General features: G+C 27.1%; 27 protein-coding genes. 24 read left to right on the forward strand and 3 right to left on the reverse strand.

The window, feature by feature from the left end; all coding sequences use genetic code 11:
• Positions 1-3 precede the first annotated feature (3 nt).
• From ATH_RS01730 to flgG, 3 genes are read right to left on the reverse strand one after another with little or no spacing between them, the layout of a single operon-like run.
• Positions 4-984 carry a hypothetical protein gene (locus tag ATH_RS01730; protein WP_066182880.1) on the reverse strand — a complete coding sequence of 327 codons (981 nt, stop codon included), beginning with the start codon at positions 982-984 and terminating at the stop codon, positions 4-6.
• Positions 985-1,356 (reverse strand): hypothetical protein, encoded by a 372-nt coding sequence (locus ATH_RS01735; protein ID WP_066182883.1) that lies wholly within the window; start codon positions 1,354-1,356, stop codon positions 985-987.
• A gap of 15 nt (positions 1,357-1,371) precedes the next feature.
• Complete coding sequence (flgG, locus tag ATH_RS01740) at positions 1,372-2,160, reverse strand: flagellar basal-body rod protein FlgG (protein WP_066182886.1); 789 nt, start codon at positions 2,158-2,160, stop codon at positions 1,372-1,374.
• Positions 2,161-2,311: 151 nt separating this feature from the next.
• On the opposite strand from flgG, the gene ATH_RS01745 reads away from it, so the two are divergent.
• The 24 genes from ATH_RS01745 (at position 2,312) to ATH_RS01865 (ending at position 24,691) form a co-directional block, all read left to right on the forward strand.
• Positions 2,312-2,683 carry a response regulator gene (locus tag ATH_RS01745; RefSeq protein WP_066182891.1) on the forward strand — a complete coding sequence of 124 codons (372 nt, stop codon included), beginning with the start codon at positions 2,312-2,314 and terminating at the stop codon, positions 2,681-2,683.
• An 18-nt stretch (positions 2,684-2,701) separates the two neighbouring features.
• On the forward strand, positions 2,702-3,526 hold the full coding sequence (locus tag ATH_RS01750) for a hypothetical protein (RefSeq protein ID WP_066182893.1): 825 nt from the start codon (positions 2,702-2,704) through the stop codon (positions 3,524-3,526).
• A 15-nt stretch (positions 3,527-3,541) separates the two neighbouring features.
• The gene (locus ATH_RS01755; RefSeq protein WP_066182896.1) at positions 3,542-4,258 is read left to right on the forward strand and encodes a flagellar hook-basal body protein; all 717 of its coding nucleotides are present in this window, start codon (positions 3,542-3,544) and stop codon (positions 4,256-4,258) included.
• Positions 4,258-4,653: a flagellar basal body rod protein FlgB gene (gene flgB / locus ATH_RS01760; protein WP_066182899.1), complete on the forward strand. Its 396-nt coding sequence runs from the start codon at positions 4,258-4,260 to the stop codon at positions 4,651-4,653. The genes ATH_RS01755 and flgB overlap by 1 nt, the downstream gene beginning before the upstream one ends.
• A gap of 12 nt (positions 4,654-4,665) precedes the next feature.
• Positions 4,666-6,384 (forward strand): flagellar basal-body MS-ring/collar protein FliF, encoded by a 1,719-nt coding sequence (gene fliF, locus ATH_RS01765; RefSeq protein ID WP_066182902.1) that lies wholly within the window; start codon positions 4,666-4,668, stop codon positions 6,382-6,384.
• A gap of 9 nt (positions 6,385-6,393) precedes the next feature.
• On the forward strand, positions 6,394-7,404 hold the full coding sequence (fliG, locus tag ATH_RS01770) for a flagellar motor switch protein FliG (RefSeq protein WP_066182904.1): 1,011 nt from the start codon (positions 6,394-6,396) through the stop codon (positions 7,402-7,404).
• Positions 7,404-8,138 carry a FliH/SctL family protein gene (locus tag ATH_RS01775; RefSeq protein WP_066182908.1) on the forward strand — a complete coding sequence of 245 codons (735 nt, stop codon included), beginning with the start codon at positions 7,404-7,406 and terminating at the stop codon, positions 8,136-8,138. The genes fliG and ATH_RS01775 overlap by 1 nt, the downstream gene beginning before the upstream one ends.
• A 49-nt stretch (positions 8,139-8,187) precedes the next feature.
• The gene (locus ATH_RS01780; protein ID WP_066182911.1) at positions 8,188-8,475 is read left to right on the forward strand and encodes a FliM/FliN family flagellar motor switch protein; all 288 of its coding nucleotides are present in this window, start codon (positions 8,188-8,190) and stop codon (positions 8,473-8,475) included.
• 9 nt (positions 8,476-8,484) lie between these two features.
• Complete coding sequence (locus ATH_RS01785; RefSeq protein WP_066182914.1) at positions 8,485-9,162, forward strand: flagellar hook capping FlgD N-terminal domain-containing protein; 678 nt, start codon at positions 8,485-8,487, stop codon at positions 9,160-9,162.
• A gap of 15 nt (positions 9,163-9,177) precedes the next feature.
• Entirely contained in the window at positions 9,178-11,253 is a 2,076-nt protein-coding gene (locus tag ATH_RS01790; protein WP_066389975.1) for a flagellar hook-basal body complex protein, read from the forward strand.
• Positions 11,254-11,343: 90 nt separating this feature from the next.
• Entirely contained in the window at positions 11,344-14,439 is a 3,096-nt protein-coding gene (locus ATH_RS09840; RefSeq protein WP_066389973.1) for a flagellar hook-basal body complex protein, read from the forward strand.
• A gap of 56 nt (positions 14,440-14,495) precedes the next feature.
• Positions 14,496-14,822, forward strand: coding sequence for a hypothetical protein (locus ATH_RS01805; RefSeq protein WP_083190919.1), 327 nt, complete (start codon positions 14,496-14,498; stop codon positions 14,820-14,822).
• A 9-nt stretch (positions 14,823-14,831) separates the two neighbouring features.
• Entirely contained in the window at positions 14,832-16,847 is a 2,016-nt protein-coding gene (locus ATH_RS01810; protein ID WP_066389972.1) for a tetratricopeptide repeat protein, read from the forward strand.
• Positions 16,848-16,910: 63 nt separating this feature from the next.
• Positions 16,911-17,771, forward strand: coding sequence for a FliM/FliN family flagellar motor switch protein (locus ATH_RS01815; protein ID WP_066389971.1), 861 nt, complete (start codon positions 16,911-16,913; stop codon positions 17,769-17,771).
• Between the two features lies 1 nt (position 17,772).
• Complete coding sequence (locus ATH_RS01820; RefSeq protein WP_066182931.1) at positions 17,773-18,087, forward strand: rod-binding protein; 315 nt, start codon at positions 17,773-17,775, stop codon at positions 18,085-18,087.
• Between the two features lie 8 nt (positions 18,088-18,095).
• Positions 18,096-18,473 (forward strand): hypothetical protein, encoded by a 378-nt coding sequence (locus tag ATH_RS01825; RefSeq protein ID WP_066182933.1) that lies wholly within the window; start codon positions 18,096-18,098, stop codon positions 18,471-18,473.
• A complete protein-coding gene (locus tag ATH_RS01830) occupies positions 18,457-18,852 on the forward strand; it encodes a hypothetical protein (protein ID WP_066183285.1) in 396 nt (131 codons plus the stop codon). The genes ATH_RS01825 and ATH_RS01830 overlap by 17 nt, the downstream gene beginning before the upstream one ends.
• Positions 18,849-20,003: a flagellar biosynthesis protein FlhF gene (gene flhF, locus ATH_RS01835; protein WP_066182935.1), complete on the forward strand. Its 1,155-nt coding sequence runs from the start codon at positions 18,849-18,851 to the stop codon at positions 20,001-20,003. Before ATH_RS01830 ends, flhF begins: the two co-directional genes overlap by 4 nt.
• Positions 20,004-20,005: 2 nt before the next feature.
• Positions 20,006-20,824, forward strand: coding sequence for an AAA family ATPase (locus ATH_RS01840; RefSeq protein WP_066182938.1), 819 nt, complete (start codon positions 20,006-20,008; stop codon positions 20,822-20,824).
• Positions 20,825-20,834: 10 nt separating this feature from the next.
• Positions 20,835-21,239: a hypothetical protein gene (locus ATH_RS01845; protein ID WP_066182941.1), complete on the forward strand. Its 405-nt coding sequence runs from the start codon at positions 20,835-20,837 to the stop codon at positions 21,237-21,239.
• Positions 21,240-21,249: 10 nt separating this feature from the next.
• Positions 21,250-21,570 (forward strand): flagellar hook-basal body complex protein FliE, encoded by a 321-nt coding sequence (gene fliE, locus ATH_RS01850; RefSeq protein WP_066182944.1) that lies wholly within the window; start codon positions 21,250-21,252, stop codon positions 21,568-21,570.
• 21 nt (positions 21,571-21,591) lie between these two features.
• Positions 21,592-22,062 carry a flagellar basal body rod protein FlgC gene (gene flgC / locus ATH_RS01855; RefSeq protein ID WP_066169857.1) on the forward strand — a complete coding sequence of 157 codons (471 nt, stop codon included), beginning with the start codon at positions 21,592-21,594 and terminating at the stop codon, positions 22,060-22,062.
• Between the two features lie 5 nt (positions 22,063-22,067).
• The gene (locus tag ATH_RS01860; RefSeq protein ID WP_066185204.1) at positions 22,068-23,942 is read left to right on the forward strand and encodes a flagellar hook-length control protein FliK; all 1,875 of its coding nucleotides are present in this window, start codon (positions 22,068-22,070) and stop codon (positions 23,940-23,942) included.
• Positions 23,942-24,691 carry a flagellar biosynthetic protein FliR gene (locus ATH_RS01865; RefSeq protein ID WP_066182948.1) on the forward strand — a complete coding sequence of 250 codons (750 nt, stop codon included), beginning with the start codon at positions 23,942-23,944 and terminating at the stop codon, positions 24,689-24,691. The genes ATH_RS01860 and ATH_RS01865 overlap by 1 nt, the downstream gene beginning before the upstream one ends.
• Positions 24,692-24,694: the final 3 nt, after the last annotated feature.

Consider the following 24,694-nt stretch of genomic DNA (forward strand, 5'->3'; position numbering starts at 1 on the left):
ATTTTAATATTTACATCTTTTATTAAATTCTTCTTCACTCATTTCAAGAGAATATGACTCTGTAAAACCAGCATTTAAAAGTTTAGAAAGTAACTCTTTTTGTAGTTCATTGTTTGTAAAAGGACCAAAATAAATCTCTATATTATCTTGATTGTCTCTACATAAAAGCAAAGAACTATCTATATTGTTGATTTTGTCGTAATATTTCTTTTGAAGTTTACCTTTTATTTTTGCAACATTTATTAAACTTAGCAAGTCTATATTATCTACTTTTTCTTCTTTAGCTTCAGAATTATCCGTTGTTTCAGGTGCTTTATTAATATTCTCTTCATTTTTATTAAGTATTAAGATAAGACCATTGTTTACAGTTATCGTAGGGGTTTTATTCTCTTTATTAATTACTTTATTTTCATTCTTAGATAGGTTTAGATTATTTTCATCATTTTCATTTTCATTGTTTTGTTCCAAGTTAATATTTTGATTTTCTTGGAGATTATTATCATTAAGAATATTTTCTTGATTTTCTTCAAAATTATTTAATTTATCATTATCTAAAAATATACCAGATGCATCAGCCCTTTTCTTATCAGAATTTTCAATATTTTGATTCTCTTGCATCGCCTCTAGTTCTAATCCTTTATTTGTTAAAAGTTCTAGTTGCTCATTTAGTTTTTCAGGATCTAATTTTTTAAAATCAAATTTAAAATCCAATTCTTCTTCAACTATTATCTCTTTATTTTGTTCTTCTATTTGAACTGGAACATCATTATTAGGAATAGTTTCATCAGTTTGAGTTCTATTTGAGAGTAAAATTATTATTAAAATTAGGAAAATAGTAAGTAGTGCAATAGCAACAATTAAAATCTTTTTGACTAAAGTTTGTTTATCAGAAATTTTATGAGTAGTTTTATCATTTGCATCAGCATCATTTAAAATCTCTGAACTTCCAGTGTTATTTTCAGTTTTTGTTTTATCTTCAGCCATTTATTCCTCTTTTTCTTTAGATTCTTTCATCTTTTCATAATATTTTCGTCTATATTCTTTTAACTCTTCTTTTTTTCTTTCTCTATATTCTTTATCATAATCAAGTCTTTTTTCTTTATTCTTTTCATAATAATTCTTTTTCTTCTCTTGATATTCTAATATTTTATTTTTTATAATATCTTGTCGATTATCTATATGCTCTTTTTGACTTTTAACGATAGACTTTATTTTTTCTAAAAAAATTTCATCTTTTAATTCATCATCATAGTCTATCTCTTTATTGAGTTTGCTTTTTAAATAGTAAGCTCTTTTTTTTAATTTATGCTTACTTAAATTTCTTTCTCTTCTTTTTTTTAACTCTTCAAAATCCATAACTAATAATTACTATTAATTCTTTAGTCTATTTACAGTATCTAGCATACTATCAGCAGTTGTAATTGCTTTTGAGTTTGCTTCATAAGCTCTTTGAGCAGTAATCAAATCAACCATTTCATTTACTAGTTTAACGTTAGAAGTTTCAAGCATAGCTTGACTAAGCCCACCAAATTGATCAGTTGTTGGATTACCTTCTTGCACATCACCACTAGCATCTGTTTGTAAAAATAAAGAGTCACCAAGTGGAGATAAACCAGCAGGATTTATAAAATCGGCTAAGATAATTTGACCAAGTTCTATAGTATCATTAGTTTGTGGATCTCTTGCAGTTACATATCCATCCTTTGCTATTGATATATCTTTTGCATTTTCTGGAACAACTATTTGTGGTTCAAGTGCATATCCATTTCCATTTACTATTGTTCCATCAGCATCAAGTTTGAAATTACCGTTTCTTGAGTATGCAATTTCTCCATTTGGCATAGTTATTTGAAAGAATCCTCTTCCTGTTATTGCTACATCAAGAGGATTTCCTGTTGGTTTTATATCACCTTCTGTAAAATTTTTCTGAATATTTCCAAGTCTAACTCCAAGTCCTACATCAATTCCCGTTGGATTTAAAGTGTCTTGACTTGTTTGTCCAGCTGTATAATTTAGATTTTCATAAATTAAATCTTGAAATTCTGCTCTATCTTGTTTAAAACCAGTTGTATTTACGTTTGCAATATTATTAGACGTAACATCAATTTGATGTTGCATAGCATTCATTCCTGTTGCTGCTGTGTATAGTCCTCTAATCATAGCTTCTCCATATTTTTGAATTAAAAATTATTATATGTAAAAATGTATTAATTTTAGATAAAGATAATAGAATATTTTAAGTAAAAATTTAAATCATTTCTATTATAATGCAATAATTATTGAAATATTTTAATTTAAAGAGGGCATAAATATGAGAATTCTAATAGTTGATGATAGTTCAACAATGAGAAGAATTATTGGAAATGTTGTAATGCAACTAGGATTTAGCAAAGAGAGTTTTGACGAGGCTGAAGATGGTCTGAAAGCTTGGAAACTTCTTACAGAAGGGAATTATGACATTATTCTAACAGATTGGAACATGCCAAATATGAATGGTTTAGAACTTGTTAAGAAAATACGAAGTGAGGGAACTCATCAAAAAACACCAATTATTATGATTACAACTGAAGGTGGTAAAAGTGAAGTTATTACAGCTTTAAAAGCAGGAGTTAATAACTATATTGTTAAACCATTTAATGCAGAGGTTTTAAAAGAGAAATTAGACGGTGTTCTTAAAAAATAATATAAAAGGGTTTTTATTATGGGAATGAGTCAAGAAGATATTGAAGCCTTGATGGGAGGAATTGAACTTCCTCAGGATGAATCAAAGCAAGAAATAGAAGATATAAATAAGCAAGTTGATACAGATGATATCGAAGCTTTATTAAATAGTGCTCTAGATGAAGAGAAAAATATTATGCCATCTTCAAAAGATAGTAAAATTGAAGAAATAGGAACATTACTAGAAGAGATTGAAAATAGTGATAAAACTCAAAAAGTATCTATTGATAAGGATGAAATTGGTAAAGAATGGTCTTCATCAAAAATAAATGAAGGTATTTTCCCTTTTCCAGCTGAGAATGATACAAAGGTTGTGAGTCAACTAAGTCAAGTTGCAAATGATTCTGAAGAAAAAGTATCACAAATATTTGATGTTTTAAGTTTGGCACTTGATAATAATGGAGAAATAAGAAATAGAATTAAAGCATATGATGATTATGTTGTTTCTCAAAAAGCTTTATTAAATCAGCTTTGTGACAAATTTCCAAATATAGTTCAATTTAAAGAACAACTTGAGAAATCAAATGAGTTTGAAAACTCTTTAAAAGATTTAAAAATAGTTTTAGATAACGAAGATGTACATATTTTCCAAGGTATGGAGCTTATGCAATTTAATGATATAAATAGACAAAAAATTGAAAGAGTTATGTCTGTTATTAGAAAATTATCAAAATATTTAAATAATCTTTTTGAAGATGATTCTTCAAATGATATTCCTATGGCAAAACATATTCATGGAGATAAGGATACAGAAGATTTAGTTGGAGATGATTTGGACAAATTAATTGCAGAGTTTAATAACTAGAAGAAGGGAATTAATATGAATCAAGGTGTATATCCATTAGCTGCTTCTATGGTTAATCAAATTAATAGATTGGATCAAATAAGTAATAATCTTGCAAATGCTGATACAATAGGATTTAAACAAGAGGGAACAGCTGAAACTACTTTTAATTGGTACTTACAAAAAATGGAAAATAGTCCTAAAAAGAAATTTGTAGAATCAATTACAATAAATAATATACCAAAGATTGATACAAGATATACAGATCCACATATGGGAGCTATTAGAACAACTGGAAATGATTTAGATTTTGCATTAAATGCTTATGATACATTTTTTAAGATACAAGATGAAAACGGTGATATTTTATATACAAGAAATGGTGCATTTAAAAATCAAGATGGTTTTTTAGTAGATGGAAATGGGAATAATGTATTAAATCAAGATAATGAAGCAATAATTATTGAAGATAATTTTCAATTAGAAATTGGTATTGCTCAAACTGGTTTTAAAAACTTAGAAAAAGTTGGAGATAATAATTACAGGGCATTAAACCTTGATTTAGTTGAAAATCTTGAAAACAATGATAATCAAATTATTCTTGGAGCAGTTGAACAATCTAATGTAAATAGAGTAACAACAATGGTTGAGCTAATTGATGCACATAGAAGATTTGATCAATCACAAAAAGCAATTAAAACAATAGATGAGTTAAATGCTGGTCTTATAGAAAAAATAGGAAATACTAGATAATGAATGCAAGCAAAGTTTCACAAACACTTTTTGAACAATTGAATTTTAGAGGTGAAAGACAAAAAGTAATATCGAGCAATATTGCAAATATAAATACTCCTAAATACAAAACAAAAGATTTGGTTTTTGAACAAGAGTTAAAGCAAGAACAAATTTTACAAATGACGAGAACAACATCATCACATATGCATAATATTGATTACAGATCAAGTAATAATCCAAAATTAATTAAAGTTCCAAATCTTATAGAACAAAATGATGGGAATAATGTTAATTTAGATAGTCAAATGAGTGAACAAGCAAAAAATAAAGTTATATTTGATGCTATTCAAACATCTATTAAAAGAGATTCAAAACTATTCAGATCAGTTATTGATGCATCTGGTAAAAATTAATTAGGATAAATATTGCTAGAACAGATAACAAAATTCATAAATAATTTAAATAAAGTTCAGAAAATTGCAGTTTTTGGTGGAATAGGATTACTAGCAGCAATTATAATAGGTTTTTTACTTTTTACAACTTTAAAAAGTGAAGATAAGAAGTTGAATTTTATAATAGCTTCAAATCTTACACAAGCTGATGTTATGAGAGCTAGTGAAGAATTAGAAGCTGCTGGAATAGAATTTATTATTACAGGAAGTGGAAGCAATCTTACACTTAAAACTTCGCAAGAGTTTGTTAATATTGCAAAAATAAAACTTGTAACTAGTGAAGCATCTACAAACAAACATGTTGGTTGGGAGATTTTTGAGAAATCTACTATTGGAACAACAAATTTCGAAAACAAAGTTAAATATTTAAGAGCATTAGAAGGAGAACTTAGTAAAAGTTTGGAGGCACTTTCTAGTGTTTTAAAAGCGAATGTTAAAATTGCTATTCCAAAAGAGACTATTTTTACAGAAAAAAAAGCTGATACTACTGCATCTGCTGTTATTACATTAAGACAAGGTTTATACTTAACACAAAAACAAATTGATGGTATTAAAAATTTTATAGCATCAGCTGTTTCTGAATTAAAAGTTGAAAATATTCAACTAATAGATAGTGATGGTAACTTATTAGAATTAAATGCAGATGATATAAATAATCAAAGATCAACAATTCAAACAAAATATAAAGAAAAATTTGAAGAGGATTATGAAAAAAAGATTATAACTCTACTTGAACCTGTTGTTGGTTATGGAAGAGTTGTTGCAAAAGTAAATGTAAATTTAGACTTTGTAAGAAAAGATATAGAAGAAGAGATTTTTGCACCTCAAGGAACAGTAAGATCTCAGCAAGTTATTGAAAGTTCAAATAGTGCAACAGGTATGCCAGATGAAATAGAAGTTGTAGGCGTTGATAATAATATTCAACCACCTCAAGTTGCAAATGAAGGAAATAAAGTATCTTCAGAAGGTGAAAGTTCTAATACAGTTACAAACTATGAGATATCAAGAAAATTAATATCTCAAAAAGATGCAAACTTTACTAATATAAGAAGAGTTACAGCATCTGTTTCATTTGATTCTATGGTCTTAAAAGATCACCCAAATAAAGAAGAGTTTTTGTCAAGTCTTGAATCATTGGTCGAAGATGCAATAGGTTATGATAAAAATAGAGGAGATAAAGTTTCTGTAAAAGATTTTAAATTTGTTGGATTAAAATCATATAATGAAAATGGTGAACTAGTTGATGAATTTGGAAATGTTATTACTGATGCTTCAAAAACATATTTAAGTGCATCAAATATTAAAGAAGTTTTAGATGAATATAAAGATTATATACAATATTTGATTGTTGGATTAATATTGTTTATATTTTATAGACGATTTGTTTCTAATAGTGAATTAGTAATTTTAGGAGAGGGTAAAAAAGAGGAATTAACAGTTGATGATGATGATTTAGTTAAAGATATGTTAGCAGGACTTGAAAATGAATTGGATCAAAATACTGCTCAAGGGAGATTAAAAACTAAAGTAAAAAGTCAAATTCTAAATAATATTGATGGATTAGATGAAGAATCAGCAGCAAAATATGAAGTATTCATTGAAGAGCTAGATAGAGAAATAAATAACAACCCAGCCGATATAGCAAGAATGATTGAGCTATTATTGAGTGAGGGAAATGTTAATTTTAAATAAGGATAAGGTATGGCAATAAATGCATATAATGATATTGATATATTAAAAGGTATGTCAATGATAGAAAAAGTTGCTAGATTCTTTGTCCTTATTGGAGAAGAGTCAACAGTAAAAATTTTCCAATATTTAGAACAAGATTATGTTGAACAAATTTCAACAGCTATCACACAAATACAATCAATAAATAAAGAGGTTTCTTTAGCAATTTTAGAAGAGTTTCACTTATATACAAGAACAAAAGGATTTATTAGTTCAGGTGGGTATGATTTTGCTAAAGAGATTTTATATAAATCTATTGGTCAAGAAGCTGCTGATGAAGTTCTAGAAAAACTTTCAAGAATGAAACTTGCAAATCAAGCATTTTCTTATCTTGATGGTGTAAATCCAAAGCAGTTAAGTGACTTTATCAAAGATGAATCACCACATACAATAGCAGTTATTTTATCTCATATGGATCCTTCAAAATCAGCAGATGTTTTAATGGAATTAGATGAAGAAACTAGAGTAAAAGTAAGTATTCAAATTGCTACAATAAAAGATGTTTCTCCTGATGTTGTAAGAACTATATCAGCAGTTTTAGAAAGAAAGTTAGAATCGTTATTATCATCTATTGTTGATGTTGGTGGAGTTAAAGTTGTTGCTGATATGCTTAATAAAATGGGACCAAAAGCTATTGATATTCTGAAAAACATTAATGGTATAGATACTTCACTTGCTAATAGAATAAAAGATAATATGTTTGTATTTGAAGATTTATTAGAATTAGATACAGAGTATATTATGAAGATTATTCAAGGTGTTGAATCAGCTGATATTGTTGTTGCTTTAAAAAATTCAACTGAAGAACAAATTGATAAGGTTACGAGTGCTATGTCTCAAAGGGTTAGAGATAGATTTAATGAAGAGTCTGAAATGCTTACTAAAGTTAAAATTAAAGATATTGAAGCTGCTCAAAGAAGAATGTTGGCTGTTGCTCAGAAATTAATAGATGATGGTGTTATTGAAAGGGAGAATGGTTAATGGCAGAAAGTATTTTTGCTAGTGCTAGAATTTTAAGTAATAGTGATAATGTTTCAAAATATGAACTTAGTGATTTCTCTAAGAAACTTAAGCAAGAAGATAAAAAACTTGAAGATAATATTGACGATTTCGAAGAGATAAAAGAACTAAAAGAAGATATAAAAACTAAAGAGATAGTTGTTCCACCAACTCCAATAATAGATAATAGTGAAGTTCTAAATAAAATTGAGCCAATATTCTCAGAATTTTCAAGTTTAGCTATAAAAATGGAACAAATTTCTCAAAAAATATTATCAATAGAGGGTGATATTGTTTCAAAAAATAAAGAGCTAGATTCTCAGGTTGTAAAAGCAATAAAAGATTTACAACAAAGTGCAGAGTTTTTTGAAAAAACGGTGAATCAAGTAGAGAACAAAATGCTAAAAACAGCAATAGGAATAGCAAAAAAGATTATTGCTATTGAGCTTGGAGAAAACTCTACAAAAATTGCTAAACAGACTATAAAACAGCTTTTAGAAAAAGTTAAAAATGCAACAAAAGTAAAAATTCATTTAAATCCAAAAGATTATGTAATTTTAAAAAAAGAGCTAGAATTAGAAAATCACATTGAACTAATTGAAGATATAAATGTTGTTGCTGGTGGTGTTGTAATTGCAAGTAATATTGGAAATTATGATGGTAATATTGAGGCAAAAATATCAACAATGCTTGAATCTTTGGATTTAATTATATAAAAAAGTTTTTGTGATATAATAATTTGAAATTTTTTAACAAAGAATAAAAATGGAAATTAGTGAAAGAGTTTATGATTTATTAGTAGATACAGAGATTGTTGTTGATGTAATGCTAGGATATACCAATATCTCAATTGGTGAGTTTTTAAAACTAAACGAAGGAGATATTATATCACTTCACAAACCAGCAGGTAGTGGTGGAGAAATTTATGTAAACTCTAGGATCATTGGAACAGGAGATATTATTGTTATTGATGAAAAACTAGCAGTTAGAGTTCAAGATGCTATGGATTCAGATAATGTTGTAAGATACTTTTTCGATGAACATATGATTTAAGGAGCAAAAATGGCTGACGGATTATCAATAAATACAGGAACAGATAAATATGGAAACCAATATACGCAAAGTATAAGTAATGATCAACTAACAACAAATGACTTTTTAAAACTAATGATTGAAGAGTTAAAACTTCAGGATCCAACAAAACCTATGGATTCTGCAAAAATGCTTTCAACTCAAATGCAAATGAGTACATTAAATGCAAATATGGAGATGATAAAATCTTTACAAGCTATTCAAACCGCATTTACACAATCTTCTCTTTCAACTGCTGTGGGAATTATTGGAAAAGATGTTGAAAATGGTTCTACAAATGCTGAAGGTGCACTAAAAGCATTTACAATAGAATCTATTGAAATGGTAGATGGTGAAATTATGGCTATTGGTAGAGAATGGCAATATTTATACCAAGGAATTGCTCTTGAAGATGGGGAAGGTGGCTATAAATCAGCACAATATGATGAAGCTGGAAATCTTTATGATGAAAAAGGTGAAAAAACTGGACAAACAATTGTTTTAGATGGTTTAGGAACACCAGCTGTTAAAGATGGAAAATTAGTTATAAAAGATGCTGATGGAAATGAAGTTGTAAACCATAACTATGTGCCAAGTGGTAAAAATACAATTATACTTTCACAAGAGAAAGTATCTATGCCATTCTCTTCAATTACGAGAATTTTCTAATTAAAAAGGATTAATATGATAGGAGCTTTATGGAATGGAGTATCTGGAATTTATCAACAAGATAAAGGAATCTCAACAGAAGCTAATAATATAAGTAATTCAAGTACTGTAGGACACAAAAAAGATGAAATACATTTTTCAGATTTGATGTATTCACAAGCAGGTATTGGAAAAGGGGTTCAAACTCAAAGTGTATCTAAAGTTTTTACTCAAGGACAAATTGTAGGAACTGGTTCAGGGATTGATGTAGCACTTGAAGGTAAAGGATTTTTTATAGTAAGAAATAGGGAAGATGACTCTATTGCTTATACAAGAGCTGGAAATTTAGTTCAAGCAAAAGATGGATTTTTGGTAACTCAAGATAATTTTAAAATTCAAGGATTAGTTCCACAAAATATTGTTATAGATTCTTCAGATCCAACAAAACAAATTTTTACAGATGATTTCTCTAAAAATATGTTATCTACTTCTATTATAATTGATGGAGTTGTTCATAATATTAATACAAAAACTACTGATTATAGATATAGTTCAAAAACAGATAGTGATGATAAAAAAGGTGATAACTATAAAACTTCTGTTTCAAAGGGAAATGATGTAGATAAACTACAAAATAATTATCAAAATATAGTACAAGATTATATCAATAATAAAGACAAACCATCTCAAAAAAGACAAATTTCTGAAATAGATTTAAGTACAAACTTAAATAATCTAAATCCAATAGGAAATGAAATAAGTATAAATCTTGATGGTAGAAATTACACTGTTACTTTTGATGAAGCAGATAAAGAAGATGCATTAAAAGAACTTAGTTATAAAATTTCTCAGGCAAGTGGTTTTTCATCAACTTATAAAGATGGAATATTAACAATTGAACAAAGTGAAGCTTTAGGAAATGAATTTAAAGTAGAAGAGATTAAACTAAATAATTCAAATCTTGAATTTACTTCAAATGATTATGAAATAATAAATAGTGATAATCCAGTTCCAACATCACAAAATAGTAAGATAGATTTTTCTAAAAAATTTGACAATATAAATAGTGAAGGAAATAAATTAACTATTACAATAGATGGAAAAACTTTTAGTGTAGAGTTTGATGCTAAAACAGGAATTAGTGAAGATGATATGAATAAACTTTATGAGTTTTTATCTGAAGAAGGAAGAGCTAAATATGGTTTAGCTCTTCCTTCTACAATTGCTACACAAGATGAGTTAGATAATATCTTAGCAAATATTCCATCTCAAGCTACAATTGATGCTATGCCAACAACAACTGCTGCTGAAATTGCAGCAAAAAATCAAGCTCAAGCAGATAAAGATTCAAAAGAGTTGGCATATAATGAAGCAAGAAATAGAAAAGAAGAACAAACTTTAAATTATTTAAAAGCAGATACTATAGTTTCAGCATTAAAAGACTTAAGCGATAAAGTATCAAATTCTGCTGGATTTACAGCAAGTGTTAAAGATGGTGTTTTGGATGTATCAAGTTTAATTCCTGGAAAAGAGTTTAGTGTTTCTGAAGTTAGTGTAAATAAAGAGCAAGTTTTTAATATAGATACTATAAGTGCAAATAAAGGTTGGGGAATAGATACAGTTTATGCTGCAAGAGATGCTTTAAAAAGTGCAGTTGAAGCAGCAGAAGCTGAGTTCTTAGAGATTACAAATATCTTAGATTATAGTGATTTAGGAACTTATGGAGAGAGTGATATAAATATAAGATTAGATGTTTTAGGAATAGCTGATAAAAGTTTAGCAGATGTTACTATTAGTGATGATGGTTTTGTATATGTTACAAGTGGTACGAATAAATTTTTAGTTGGAAGATTAAGCACAGTTGGTTTTAGGAATGAACAAGGGCTTGAAGCAATCGGTGGAAATCTTTATAAAAAAACAGAGTATAGCGGAGAAGCTTTTAATGCAGATAGTATGAATACAATAAGAGGTGGTTCTCTTGAAAGAGCAAATATCGATTATGGTACAGCTTTAACTCAACTTATGGTTTATCAAAAAGCTTTTGAGGCTAGTTCAAAATCTATTACAACATCAGATGAGTTTTTACAAACAGCAATTGAGATGAAAAGATAGAGTATAAACAAATTGTTTATACTTTTGTACAAAAAATTGTATAGAAGTATGAACATTTATGTTCATTTACCTTAAAACAAAGGATAGGATATGATAGGTGCATTATGGACTGGAATATCAGGATTATCAGCACATCAAACTGCTTTAGACAATGAGTCAAATAATATTGCAAACGTAAATACGATTGGATATAAAGCTAGTAGAATCTCATTTGCAGATCAAATTTACCAAGGAAAGATTGGTAAAGGATCATATGTTCAAGATGCAGAGAAAGTATTTGTAACTGGTGGTTCAAAAATCACAGGTGTAGAATATGATGTGGCACTTCAAGGTGATGGATTTTTTACTGTTATTAATAAAAACACTCTAGGAACAGCTGAAACTTTTTATACAAGAGCTGGAAATCTTAGAATGGGACAAAGTGGAACATTACAAAATGCAGATGGTTATGAAGTTCAAGGTTGGGCAATGAGTTCAATTGATCAAAAAAATGATGTAAAAACAACAAACCAAAATGCAAGTAGATTTACAGATGTATATGTTAAAAATCTTGGTAATGGAATTATAAGACATAAAGATTATATTGAAACAATTGCAGCAAAAGCTACAAATTATAATGAAACTGCAAAATCAGATCCAGTTAGTGTATTTAGTGGAGCTGGTGGAAAAACAAAAGCAGCGAAATTAAAAGATATTGATTTAGCTTTATCAAACTATAATGAGTGGTTACAAAAATATAAAGATGATCCAAGTCTTCCATCAAAAGGATCAACTTCTCAAGTTTCACAAGCAAACTTTAAAACAGGAGTTCCACCAACTTCAATTATTGGAAAAGAGGGTGACTCTATTGAAATGGTTGTAAATGGAAACAGCTATACTCAAAAGTTTGTTGTTACAAAAACAACTCCTGCATGGAGAGATGAACTTTGGGATGCACTACCAATGACACCTGTTGATGAAAGAGCTTTATATAATTTAAAAGATCCAGCATTAATAGAGATTATGCCAACTTCAACTGAAGCAGAAAGATCTCTTAAAGATCAAGAAATAGCAAAATATGATAAATTAGCAGGAAAGATAAATACATATAAAGCATTAGCAGATACTATTTCTAATAAGGAAGCAGGAGTTGTTGCATATATGGCAAAGGATAGAACAAATCCTACAAGTGATGTATTAAATCCAAATGGAATGTATGAACAAACAACAAATCTTGCTGATATGTTAAGAGGTGTTATTCAAATTAAATCATTAGTTCCAGGAAAAGAGTTTAAAATTACTCAAGTTGCTGAATATTCAGGAGAAAATGAAAAATTCTCTGTAAAAGGAACATTCCAATCAACAGCAGTAGCAAGTTTAGGATCTGGAAAACAAGCTCTTGAAGAAGCAAGAGATGCATTATCAAGATTAGTAAATGGTAACCAAAGAAGTGTTTATACAACTCAAGATCTATATGGTGCAGCAAATAATAAAACTTTCTCATTTAGTATAAATGTATTTGATAAAGATTTAGGATATGTGATTCCTGTTCCAAATGATGGTGCAGTTCCTCCAAAAGCAGTACCAATTGAAATTGGAAATGTAAATACAGGAGATATTAATACAATAGTTGATGCTATTAACAATACAAGAACTTCTTCAGGACCACAACTTGGAGATTATATTGTTGCAAAAAATATAAATGGAAATCTGGTTCTTGAAACAAATGAAGCAAATTATGATATAGAGTTTGATGCAAAACTTGAAACAGATCCAACAGTAGATTTAAATGAGTTAGTAAATAATGCAGGATATACATATGATATAAAAGTAGGGAGTAACACTATTTCTACTACATTTGCAACAACAACTCCAGTTGATAAAAATGCAATATATACAGCAATATCTACAAATGTTTCAGCATATAATGCGGCAAATCCAGGAAGAGAATTAGTTGTAAGTCCAATAAATAATGGAGTATTCACAATTAACTCAGCAGATGGTGAGAGAATCGAAGGAGATTTAAGAATAAATGTTGCTCCAACTCAGCCAAATTTAGCAAATAATGCAAATAATGCTGTAACAAGTACAGTTATGGAACAAGGTGTTTATACTATTACTGCACCAGTTACAGATAATACAACTTATGGTGTTACTATAAATGGAACAACTTATTCATTTACAACAGGTACTGGATATACAGGAACAGAATCTGATGTTAGAAATAATATTTTAGCTCAAATCAAAAATGATCCAGCTTTAAAAGATATAGTAAATGCAACTGCAAATGGAACAGGTGGAATTAGTATAAATCAAACAAGAGTGGTTGATAGTAGTAATACAGCAAAATCTTTAAATATAACACAAACAGGTGGAGCATATAATCAAACTCAAGCATATAATGAAGGTAATCCAGAAGTTCAAGTGTTTACAGTTGATTTTACAGGTGCTTCTAGATCTGAAATAATTTTAACTCTTGCAGGTTCAAATATTTCAATAAAAACAGAAGAGAATGAGACTCCAGCAACAGCTGCTACAAAACTTCAAGATGAAATAAACAAAAATCCAAATCTAAGAAATAGATATGAGGTAGTTGTAAATGGTGCAGATATTGAAGTTAGAGAAAAAGCAGGAGTTACAGGATATACAGGATTTGGTGGAAATGTTCCAAGTATTACATTTAAGGACCTTGAAGTTCCAGTTTGGGATTTAAAAGAAGGTTTTGTAGAAGTAAATAGTGAATATTCTGGAAGAAGAGGAGCAGGTGGTGAATTTATGGAAATTACAACTAGAGTTGATCAATCTTCTACTCAGGCTAGTCTACAATTAAGATTAGATGTTTTAAATATTTCAGATAGTAAATTTGGAGGATTTAAAGTTGATGATACTGGACTTGTAACAATCACTGAAGGTGGAGTTGAATATGCAGTAGGACAAGTTTCAATTGCAAGATTTACAAACAATAGAGGACTTGAAGCTGTTGGAAATAATAACTTTAGAGCAACTCAAGATTCTGGAAATGTTATTTATAGTACAAATAATAACAATACAAATGGAGTAAAAGGACAAGCTCTTGAGCTTAGTAAAGCAGATTTAAGTGAAAGCTTAGTAAATCTAATGGTATTTCAAAGAGCGTTTGAAGCAAATGCAAAGTCAATTACAACTTCTGATGAGCTTTTAAGTACATTAATTAATTTAAAAAGATAGATAAATATTTAAGCTAAGAGTAACTCTTAGCTTAAAATTATAAATAGGAAGAAATTGTGAGTTTAATTATAATTGCTGTTTTAATAATTGTTTTGTTATATTTTTTAACTACTTCTCACACATATAAAGTTATGTACTTCAAAATTAAAGAAGAGAAAACTTTAAGTGAAGATGAAATTTTGAAATTGGAAGCATTAATTAAGAGATATGAAAAACAGGTAAAGATTGGTACTAAAAGTTTACAAAATAATCAAGGTAACCTTCAAATTGCAAGAGATGATTTACAACAATTAAGAATGGAAAATATTACATTAAAAAATAGAATAAATGACCTTCAAAGAAGAAATGAAGAGTTATATGCTCAAGTAAATGCTATTATATAAAGGTTTGAGTTGAAGTTTATATATAAAATAGTATCGATTTTTTTATTAATTAACACTATTTCATATGCAAATGATATACTAAAATCACAACCTCAAATTATTTTTGAATTAGACAAGTTTGATGAGTTAGAGATATCAAATGAGTTTAATAAAGCAGTATTATTATTTAATAAAGAGAGATATTTAGAAGCTTATAAAATATTTAATAAAACAAAAATAGCTTATGAAGCTCCATCTTTATTGAATATGGCAATTATATTATTAAATGAAAATCAAAAAGAGAAGGCTATTGAGTTATTTTCAAAAATATATTCAAAGAAATCAAATTTATTAAATGAACCATATGCTTTTATTGCCTCATGTTATTATCTATTTTCACTTACTTCAGATGATAAATATATGATAGATTTAGTAACTATTTTCCAAAATAGTGATAAATTAAAAAATCAAAGTGAAATAATAAAAAATATCAAAGATATTATATTAAAAGAGTTATCAAACAGATATCTAATAATAAAAGATTATGATAATGCTTTAGGTGCTTTAAATGCTATGAGCTATTCACTTGATTTGAAAAAAGCAATGATATATATAAAACAAAATAATTTTTTAAGAGCAGATAAAGTTTTAAACAAATTAATAAAAGAAGATTTTGAAGAAGATATTTTAGATGATATTTATTGGATATCACTTTTTGTTGATTTAAAGTTAAATAAGTTAGATGATGCAAAAGAGACTTTAGAACTAATTTCAAAAAGAAAAGAGAATTACAAAACTCATTTAAAACTTCCTTTTGAAATATATTTTAAAAAAGATTTATATTCTGAAAGTGATTATTTGAAATCAGTTTTAAAGTTTGATGATAATAGAAAAATAGACTATCTTTACTATTTTGTACCTTTTATTTTTTCTGATACAAAAGAGCTAATGTATGATACAGTAAAAGGAATGGTCACAAAAGATAGAAGCAGTCTTGAAAATTTAGAAGCAATGTTTAATTACAATATAAAGTTTATAAAAGCTATAAGATTAGATCCTATTTTAAGAATTAAAGAGTTAAAAAAAGAGATAAATGAAAATTCAAAGGCATATACTTTTTATAATTTAGCTTTAGCTTATGGACAAGTTCAAGATTTTACAAATGCATATAAGAATTTTGAAAAAGCATATAAGTTAAGTCCAGGAAATAAGCTATATGCTATTATGTATCTTATTACTTCTAATAAAATAAAACAAGGTATCGATAATAAACAAAAAGAATTAATCAAAAATAGAATAAAAAATGAAAAAGGTATGTATAGTTATTTTGCAAAAGAGTTATACTCTTTATATGTTGATATCTCTTTCGAAAATGATGAAGAATCATATTTAGAAGATACAATCTTTTTTAAAGCAATAGATTTTTTAAAGAACTTAGAGAACAATGAATATATGGCAAATCATATTTTATTAAAAGAGTGGGATAAAGACCCTTTTGTATATTTGTTAAAATTAGTTCAGCAAAAAAAGAGTGAAAGTGATTATGAATATTTCTCAAGAATGCAAGATACAATACCAACAAATACAAATAATAATTTTTTAAATAGCTCAATTTTAACTTCTATGTATTATATAGATATCTTAAAGTCTCTAGGTATTTTTAATAAGATAAATTACCAGATATACGGGGATGAATCTCCTATTTATCTTCTTACAAAAGCATATGCAAATTTATATTTAGGAAAAACAGAAGAGTCAATAAAAATACTAAATATATTAAAGAATAATTATAAATTTGAAAATAGATTTACTATGTATCTTTTTGTATCATCATATTTGGAATCAGGAAGAAGAGAAGAAGCATCTATTCAAATTTCATTAATTAAAGCTTTCTATAAAGATACAGATACAGATTTCTTAACAGCAATTCAATTGATTCAACAATTAAATATTAATGCAGCAAAACAGTTTTTAGATAGAGCTTATGATAATCCATATATTAGCTTTGATATCATAGATTTTGATGAATTTATGCTCTCTTTATAGTACTATTCAACTTTTTTTGTTATAATATTTACAGTTTTATATAATAAATTAAAAGGCATAAAATTGGTATCAGATTTATCACAACTATTTAAAAATGAGCTTGCAAATACATTAGAACAACTATTAGGGAAAAAGTCACAAGTAAAAGATGTAAAGAAACTAGAAAATGCTTTTGAATCAGAAAAATTCATAGAGTGTGATGTAAAAATTGAGTTCAAAAATATAAAAAGTAATTTTATATTTTTAATACCAACAAAAAGTGCTGTAAACTTTGAATATCTAATGCTTGGTGGAATGGGTGATATTAAAGAAGATATAGATGATGAAACAACTGATGCAATAAATGAGATTGTTTCAAATATATGTGGAGCTTTTTCTACATCAGTAAATGCTCAAGGATTAGCAGATGTTAATGGAGTTAAAACAGAAGTTAAGAGTGTAAATATAATTGAAAAAGCCAAGATAAAAACTGGAGATATGTTTAAATTTGATCTACTACTAGATAGTGAAGAAAATCCAGTCGTTTTATATTTTGGTAAAGCAATAGAACCTTTTTTCTCTTCAATTACTGGATATAAAGAAGTAACAAAACAAGTAGCAACAGAGAATAATTTACCAGCACAAAGTTCTAATAAAAGTATACAAGGAGTTGCTAATCCTTCAAAAAACCTTGAACTTTTATATCATGTGAAATTAAAATTAAGTGTTAGATTAGGTTCTAAAATTGTTTTATTAAAAGATATTTTAAGATGGGATGTTGGTGAAATAATAGAACTTGAACAGATGGTAAACGAACCATTAGAGATTTTAATAAATGGTGTTAAAATTGGAGAAGGTGAAGCTGTTATTGTTGAAGGTAAATTTGGAATAAAAATTAGAAGAATTATAAATGAAGATTTACAATTAGATAAAATAGGATTATAAGATGGAAATTAATAGTTCAAGTCTTTATAATAAAGATATATTACAAACAGATAAATTTGATAAGATTGATGCTAATAATCTATCAAAACTAGAAGATAAAAAGTTAAGAGAAGTTAGTAATGATTTTGAATCATTTTTTATTAATCAGATATTATCAACTTCTTTGGAATCAAATAGCACTGTCGCTGGAACAGGAGCTGGAAGTGATATTATTAAATCAATGTATTTAGAATCAATAGCAAATCACAGTAGTGGAACATTTGGAATAAGTGATATGCTTTATAATTTTTTATCACAAAATAATAAAAAAGAGTAGGTAATGATATGATAGATAATATTTTAAATAGCATGAACACTGAAATAGAGACTTTAAAAGAAGCAATAAACTTAGATATCCTAGATATAAAAGCTGGTAGAAATGAAGAACTTTTTCAAAGAAATGATATGAAATATGAGAATATAAACTCTATCATGGAAAAGAAAACTCAATTAAACAATGAATTAGCAAAGCTTTTAAAAAATAATATAGATGTAAATGTATATAGAGAAAAAGTTGATTATTTAGAACAAAATTTAAAAGAATTATATGAACTAAATAAGAAATTAGCGAATATTGTTTTACCAATTAAGCAGATGTATAAAGAACTTGTTGACGAAGTTAGTGAAAAAGTTGGAGGACATGTTTTTGATATTAAGGCTTAGTTTTATAAGTTTTATACTATTTTCTCCACTATTTTCTATAACTGTTTTAGTAACAAAAGAAGCAATAAAACTTGAAGAAAAGATAAGTATATCAAAACTTGAAGAACAAGATGCAAATAGTGTTGCTAGAAATTGTAAGCCACTTAAAAAAGATGATATTTTAAATAATGAATATATAGCGAATCATCACATAAATAGAGGAACTATCCTTTGTGAGAAAAGTGTTAAGCTTTTTGATGATCATACAATAGTATTTAATTTTGGTGGATTAAAAGTTGTTAAAAAAGGCAAAATAATCTATGAAAATGATGAGTTTATAAGATTTAAGAATTTAGATGGAGATGTTGAAAAGATTTATAAAGATGGAAGAATAAGATGAAAAAATACTCATTTTTAGGAGAAACTCCTGCAGAAGCATTAAGAGAAGCTCAAAAACAGTGTGGAGAAGATGCTATTGTAATTTCTACAAAAAAAGTTGCTGGAAAAACTGCTTATGATAAAGGAATGTATGAAGTTGTTGTAATGGTTGAAGATGATGAACTTGCTAAAAATAAAGAGTTTACAAAAGTAGCAATAACAAAAGCAAGTAGTGAAGATAAAAGCCCAATTGTAGCACAAGTATATGACTATAAAGAAGAGATTTTAAAAATGCAATCTTTATTAGAACAAGTACAAAAAACTCTTTGGAATCCAAAAAGTCAATTGTTTGACCTAACAATACCACCTGAATTTATCGATATTTATACAATTTTTGAGAAAAATGAATTTGATAGTGAAATGACATATTCAATTATGAAAAAAACTATTAAAGAGTTACCAGTTTCATTAAAAGTAAATTATAAAAAAGTAAATGATTTTTTTAGGCTTATTTTAAGAAAAGTAATTCCTATAAAAATGGAAGTTCCTTTAAGAAAAGAGCAAAGAAAAATAATTATGATGGTTGGTCCAACAGGAGTTGGGAAAACTACAACAATTTCTAAATTAGCAGCTAGATTTGCTTATAAAATGGAGCAAAACTATAAAGTAGGAATTATAACTTTAGATACATTTAGAGTTGGAGCAATAGAGCAATTACAAGCTTATACAAATATTATGAGAATACCATTTGAAGTTGTAAAAAGACCAGAAGATTTGAGTGAGGCTTTGTTTAGACTAAAAAATTGTAGCTATATTTTTATAGATACAGCAGGTTCAAGCCAATATGATATAGATAAAATAGAACTTGTAAATGAGTATAGAAAGCAAGTAAATGATCTACCTATTGAAAAAACTCTTGTTCTTCCTTCAAATGTAAAAAGTAGTGATTTATTAGAAATTTATAAAAACTACTCTATCTTAGATATTGATAATCTAATATTTACAAAATTAGATGAAACGAGAAGTTTTGGAAATATTATAACTTTTGCACACAAAACAAAGAAGCCTATAACATATTTTTCAATAGGGCAAAATGTTCCAGATGATTTGATGGCTGCGGATTCATCGTTTTTAATAGATTGTTTTATGAATCAATCTATTAATAGGAGTTAAAAATGCTAGATGAAAAAATTTCACAAGCAAGAGATCTTATTAACCTTACAAGAAATATTGATGATGAAATAATTACAAAAACAAAACTTTTGACAATAACTTCTGGAAAAGGTGGAGTAGGAAAAAGTACTTTTAGTGCAAATTTAGCTTATTTTTATGCAATGAATGGATATAAAACTATTGTATTGGATGCTGATATTGGACTTGCAAATATGCAGGTTTTACTTGATATAAGACCTAGTTATACACTTTTTGATTATATAAATGGTAAAAAGAATCTTGATGAAATAATTTTAGATACAGCATATCCTAATCTTTATTTAATAGCTGGTAAAAGTGGTTACCAATATAGTAAAACAGGTAGTTTTTTATTTTCAAGATTAGTAAATGAAATTCTTTTAAAAGATGAATTTGATATCCTAATAATTGATACAGGAGCTGGGCTAAATGATTATGTAAAAGAGTTTCTAACTATTTCACCAAATATTGTAGCAATAACATCAACGGATCCAAGTGCTCTTACTGATGTTTATTCATTACTTAAGCTTCTTTCGCTTGAAAAAAATGAACTAATGTTATGTTTTAACCATACAAGAACAAATCTTATAGGAGAAAAAGTAACTGATTCGCTAACAAAACTTGCTAAGAAAAATAGACTAAAAGAGAATTTTATGATAAAATATATAGGAAGTATTCCAAATAGTATTAGAGTTTCATCAGTTGCAAGAGCTAGAAAACTATTTTTAAGAGAGTTTCCAAATGATGAAGTTAGTCAAAGGTTCATAGAAGTTGGAAAAAATATATTAAGAAATTTAAAATAAGGAGACTGTTTTGATAGTTGAAAAATTTTCACAAAATTTAATAAATAGTGGTATTTTTAAACTTTATGTTGCTATTGGATTTTGTGCTACTTTAATTTTCTTTGTTTTAAATAGCGATATTTTTTCACCTCTTGAGATGGTTTTTGGAGCAGTATTTGTTACAATGATTTTAAAAGGTACAAGTAATGTTGTTTTTTCATTTATCATGAAACATTTTAGTTTGGATAAAAGAGTAGATGAATTTAATCATAAATATAATGAGGAAAAAGTTAGTTTTCTTTTAAATCAATTTAAAAGTGAAGATTATATTGATGAGGAAGAAGAAGTAGAAAAAAACTTAGGTGAAGATATTTCACAAGAAGAGTTAGCTGTAAATAAAGAAATAGAAGTTTCTCAAGAAGAGAAAACGGCATAAAGGATAAGAGATGCAAATTGGTTCTATAAACTTTTTAGACTCTTTAGAGCAAATAAAAGGTGATAAAGTACAAAATAGTACACAAAAAATTGATGAGAGTAATTATGCAAATAAATCGTTTAAAGATATGTTAAATAGTGCTGTAAATGATGTAAATGATGCTCAAATTACTGGATATAACTCTATGAAAGATATTGCAACTGGAAAAGTAGAGAATCTTCAAGAAGCTGTTCAGAGAATTGAAGAAGCTGAACTTAGTTTAAAACTAGGATTAGAAGTTAAAAATAAAGCAATAAATGCATATAGAGAAATCATGAGAATGCAAATTTAGTGTAAGGTTTAGGAGTTTATTATGGGATTTTTTGATGGATATAATGTAGCAACTTCAGGGATGAGTGCTCAAAGAACTAGAATAAATGTAACAAGTGCAAATATTGCAAATGCAAAAACTACTCACACAGCAGAAGGTGGACCGTATAAGAAGCAAGTTGTACTCTTTGAAGATGTTTTGTTAGCAAACAATAAGAAAAAAACAAATGCAAGTGATATTGAACAAGCAAATCCAAATAGTTCATCAGATTTATCATTAAGAGCAGTTGGAGTTAAAAAAATTATAAAATCTGATGCACCACCAGTTTTAAGATATGATCCAACTCATCCAGATGCAAATGAAAAAGGTTATGTAGCTTATCCAGATATTAATCCTGTTATTGAAATGGTTGATTTAATTGAAGCTATGAGATCATATGAGGCAAATGTTACTTCTTTTAATACTCATAAAGGAATAGATAACAAAACATTGGATATTTTATCAGGAAACTAATCTAAATGGAAACTTTACTGGATATATCAGCACAAACACAAGACAAAGCTAGTAAAACAAAAACTATACTTTCTAGTGGAACTGAAAAAATATTCCCTAGTTTATTTGATTCTATTTTACAATCAGTTAGTAATAGTGAAGTAGAAAATAATATAGATACAAAATTTGATTCACAAGATATAAAACAAGATAGTTATAAAAACCAATCAGATCAAACAAAAGTTGAATTAAACTTAGATGAGAGTAAACAAAAACTAGATAATCTTGATTTAGAGAGTAATATAGATTTAAAAACTGAAAAAGGAAATATGAATCTAGATGAAGAAAGTTTGTTAAAAATTGAAAATGAAGAAGATACTAGTTTAAAATATAAAAAAACTGAAATAAATAATGAAAAAGAGCTAAATAAAGATAGTACTTATAAAAATAAAGGAAATTTCTTAGATAAAATAATTTTTGAAATTAAAAATAACTCTCTTAAAGAAAAGAGTATTGAAAATAATTTAGAGATAAAAGATAGTGATAAAATAGAAATAAGTTCTAATAATAGTGAAGAATTAATAAAAAATATTATAAAAACAGAAGATAATGATAACAAAGATTTAAAGAAAATTATAAATGATACTATTTATGATAGTAATAATATAAAAATAGAAAATAAAGATAATAATTTAGAGAATATAGAAATATCTGTTGATAAAAATGAATTTATAAATAGTTTAGAAGAAAATAGTGAAGAAATTAAATTTGATAAAAAGATAAATGATAATAGTAAATTAGATAAAGAAGTATCTCTTATGGATAGATTAATCCAGAAAAATAGTAATAAAAATGAAAATATAATAAATAAAGAAATTGTAAAAGAAGAGTTTGTACAAAATAAAACTGATATTTTTACTTCAAAACAAGATGAGAGTTTGATTAATAATTTACAAAAAGTAGATTCAAGTAATGAAGCAAAAAAACAAAGTTTGATGGATAGTTTGATTTCTCAAAGCTTAAATAATAGTGAAGAGATTGAAGATATTGAAGAAAATAAAGTTGATGAAAATAGTTCTAAGCTTAAAACAAGTTCATTCCTAAATGAGCAAGAATCAAGAGTAAATAAACAGCTATTATTTAATAAAAATGAGGCTATGAGTATTTTAGAAAATGCAAAAAGTATTGAAGATATTAAGCATAGTGCAACAATTTTGGATTTAGATGCAAATGAGATTAATATTTCAAAAGAGATAGAAAAAAATAGTCTTAAAACACTTATATTAGAAAAAGAGAATTTGGATAGAAAATCTATTCTAGAGACTTTTTTAAATGAAAGAAACATTAGAAGTATAGATGTAAGAAATTTAATTACGAATTCTATTGAAGCATCAAAAGCACTTATAGAAGGAAGCTTAAATTTTAAAGATGATACAACAATAGATTTTACTCATAATATTACAAACCATTTTGCAACAAAAATTGTTGCAGCAAAACAGCAAGTGAATTCTATGATGTCAGATATTGCAAGACAGATGTATGAAAACTATAAACCTCCAGTGACAGCATTTAGGATGAATATAAATCCTGAAAATTTAGGAAGTATTTCTGTATTAATGAAGAGTGATAGGTCAAGTGGACTTACTATTAGTCTTAGTGTATCAAGTTTAGCAACTTTAGAATTATTAATGGAAAATCAAAATATTTTAAGAAATTCTTTGTCAAAGACTTTCAATGATTCTTCATCTTTTAATTTAGATTTTAAACAAGGTGGAGATAGTAATTCACAGAATAGTCACTCATCAAAAGAGCAGAATAAAAGAGCTTATAAAAGTAGTGAAGATATCTTAAAAATACAAGAGACAAATAGAGAATTAGAAGATAAAAACGACTATATGTAATGGAAGCATTTTTATCTCTTTTAAATTCAGATGTAGTTCTGAAGTTCTCTTTACTTTTTGCTAGAGTTGCGTCTTTTGTAGCTTTTATGCCAGTTTTTGGGCATGCAGGAATAAGTGCTACAATCAGAGTTGCTTTTGCATTTTATTTAGTTATTTTTCTTTTCCCTTTTGTTGAAGATGTAGAATATGTAAGCGATGTTCATTTCTTAAAATCAATTTTAGCTGAGCTAAGTTTAGGACTTATTGCTGCAATGCTTTTTAATGTAATTTTATCAAGCGTTAGAGTTATTGGAGAGTTAATAGAGTATTCAACAGCTTTGTCAATGGCAATGATGTTTGATCCTGCAACTGGTTCTCAACAAGGTTTGATATCAAAACTTTTATATTGGATAGCAATAGTTCTATTTTTTCAATCAGGATTATATGAAACAACATTAGTAATGCTTGCAAAAAGTTTTTCAATGGTTCATTTAGGAGCTTTTGATCTATTTAGTTTTGATGGAATAAGAATGGCAATAGGTGAAGTAAATCGAATGTTTGCATTTGCATTTACATTTGCTTTACCGCTATTCTTTATAGGATTTATAATGGATGTTTATTATGGATATGGTACAAAATCAATGCCAGCATTTTCACCATTTATAATCACTTTTCAATTAAAGATTATATTGATTTTTGTATTCTTAATTTTTGGTTTAGAAGTTTTAAATGAAGCTCTTGTTAATTATTTTATAAATAGTTTTATGTAAGGA

The organism is Aliarcobacter thereius LMG 24486 (assembly GCF_004214815.1).
Taxonomy (GTDB): domain Bacteria; phylum Campylobacterota; class Campylobacteria; order Campylobacterales; family Arcobacteraceae; genus Aliarcobacter; species Aliarcobacter thereius.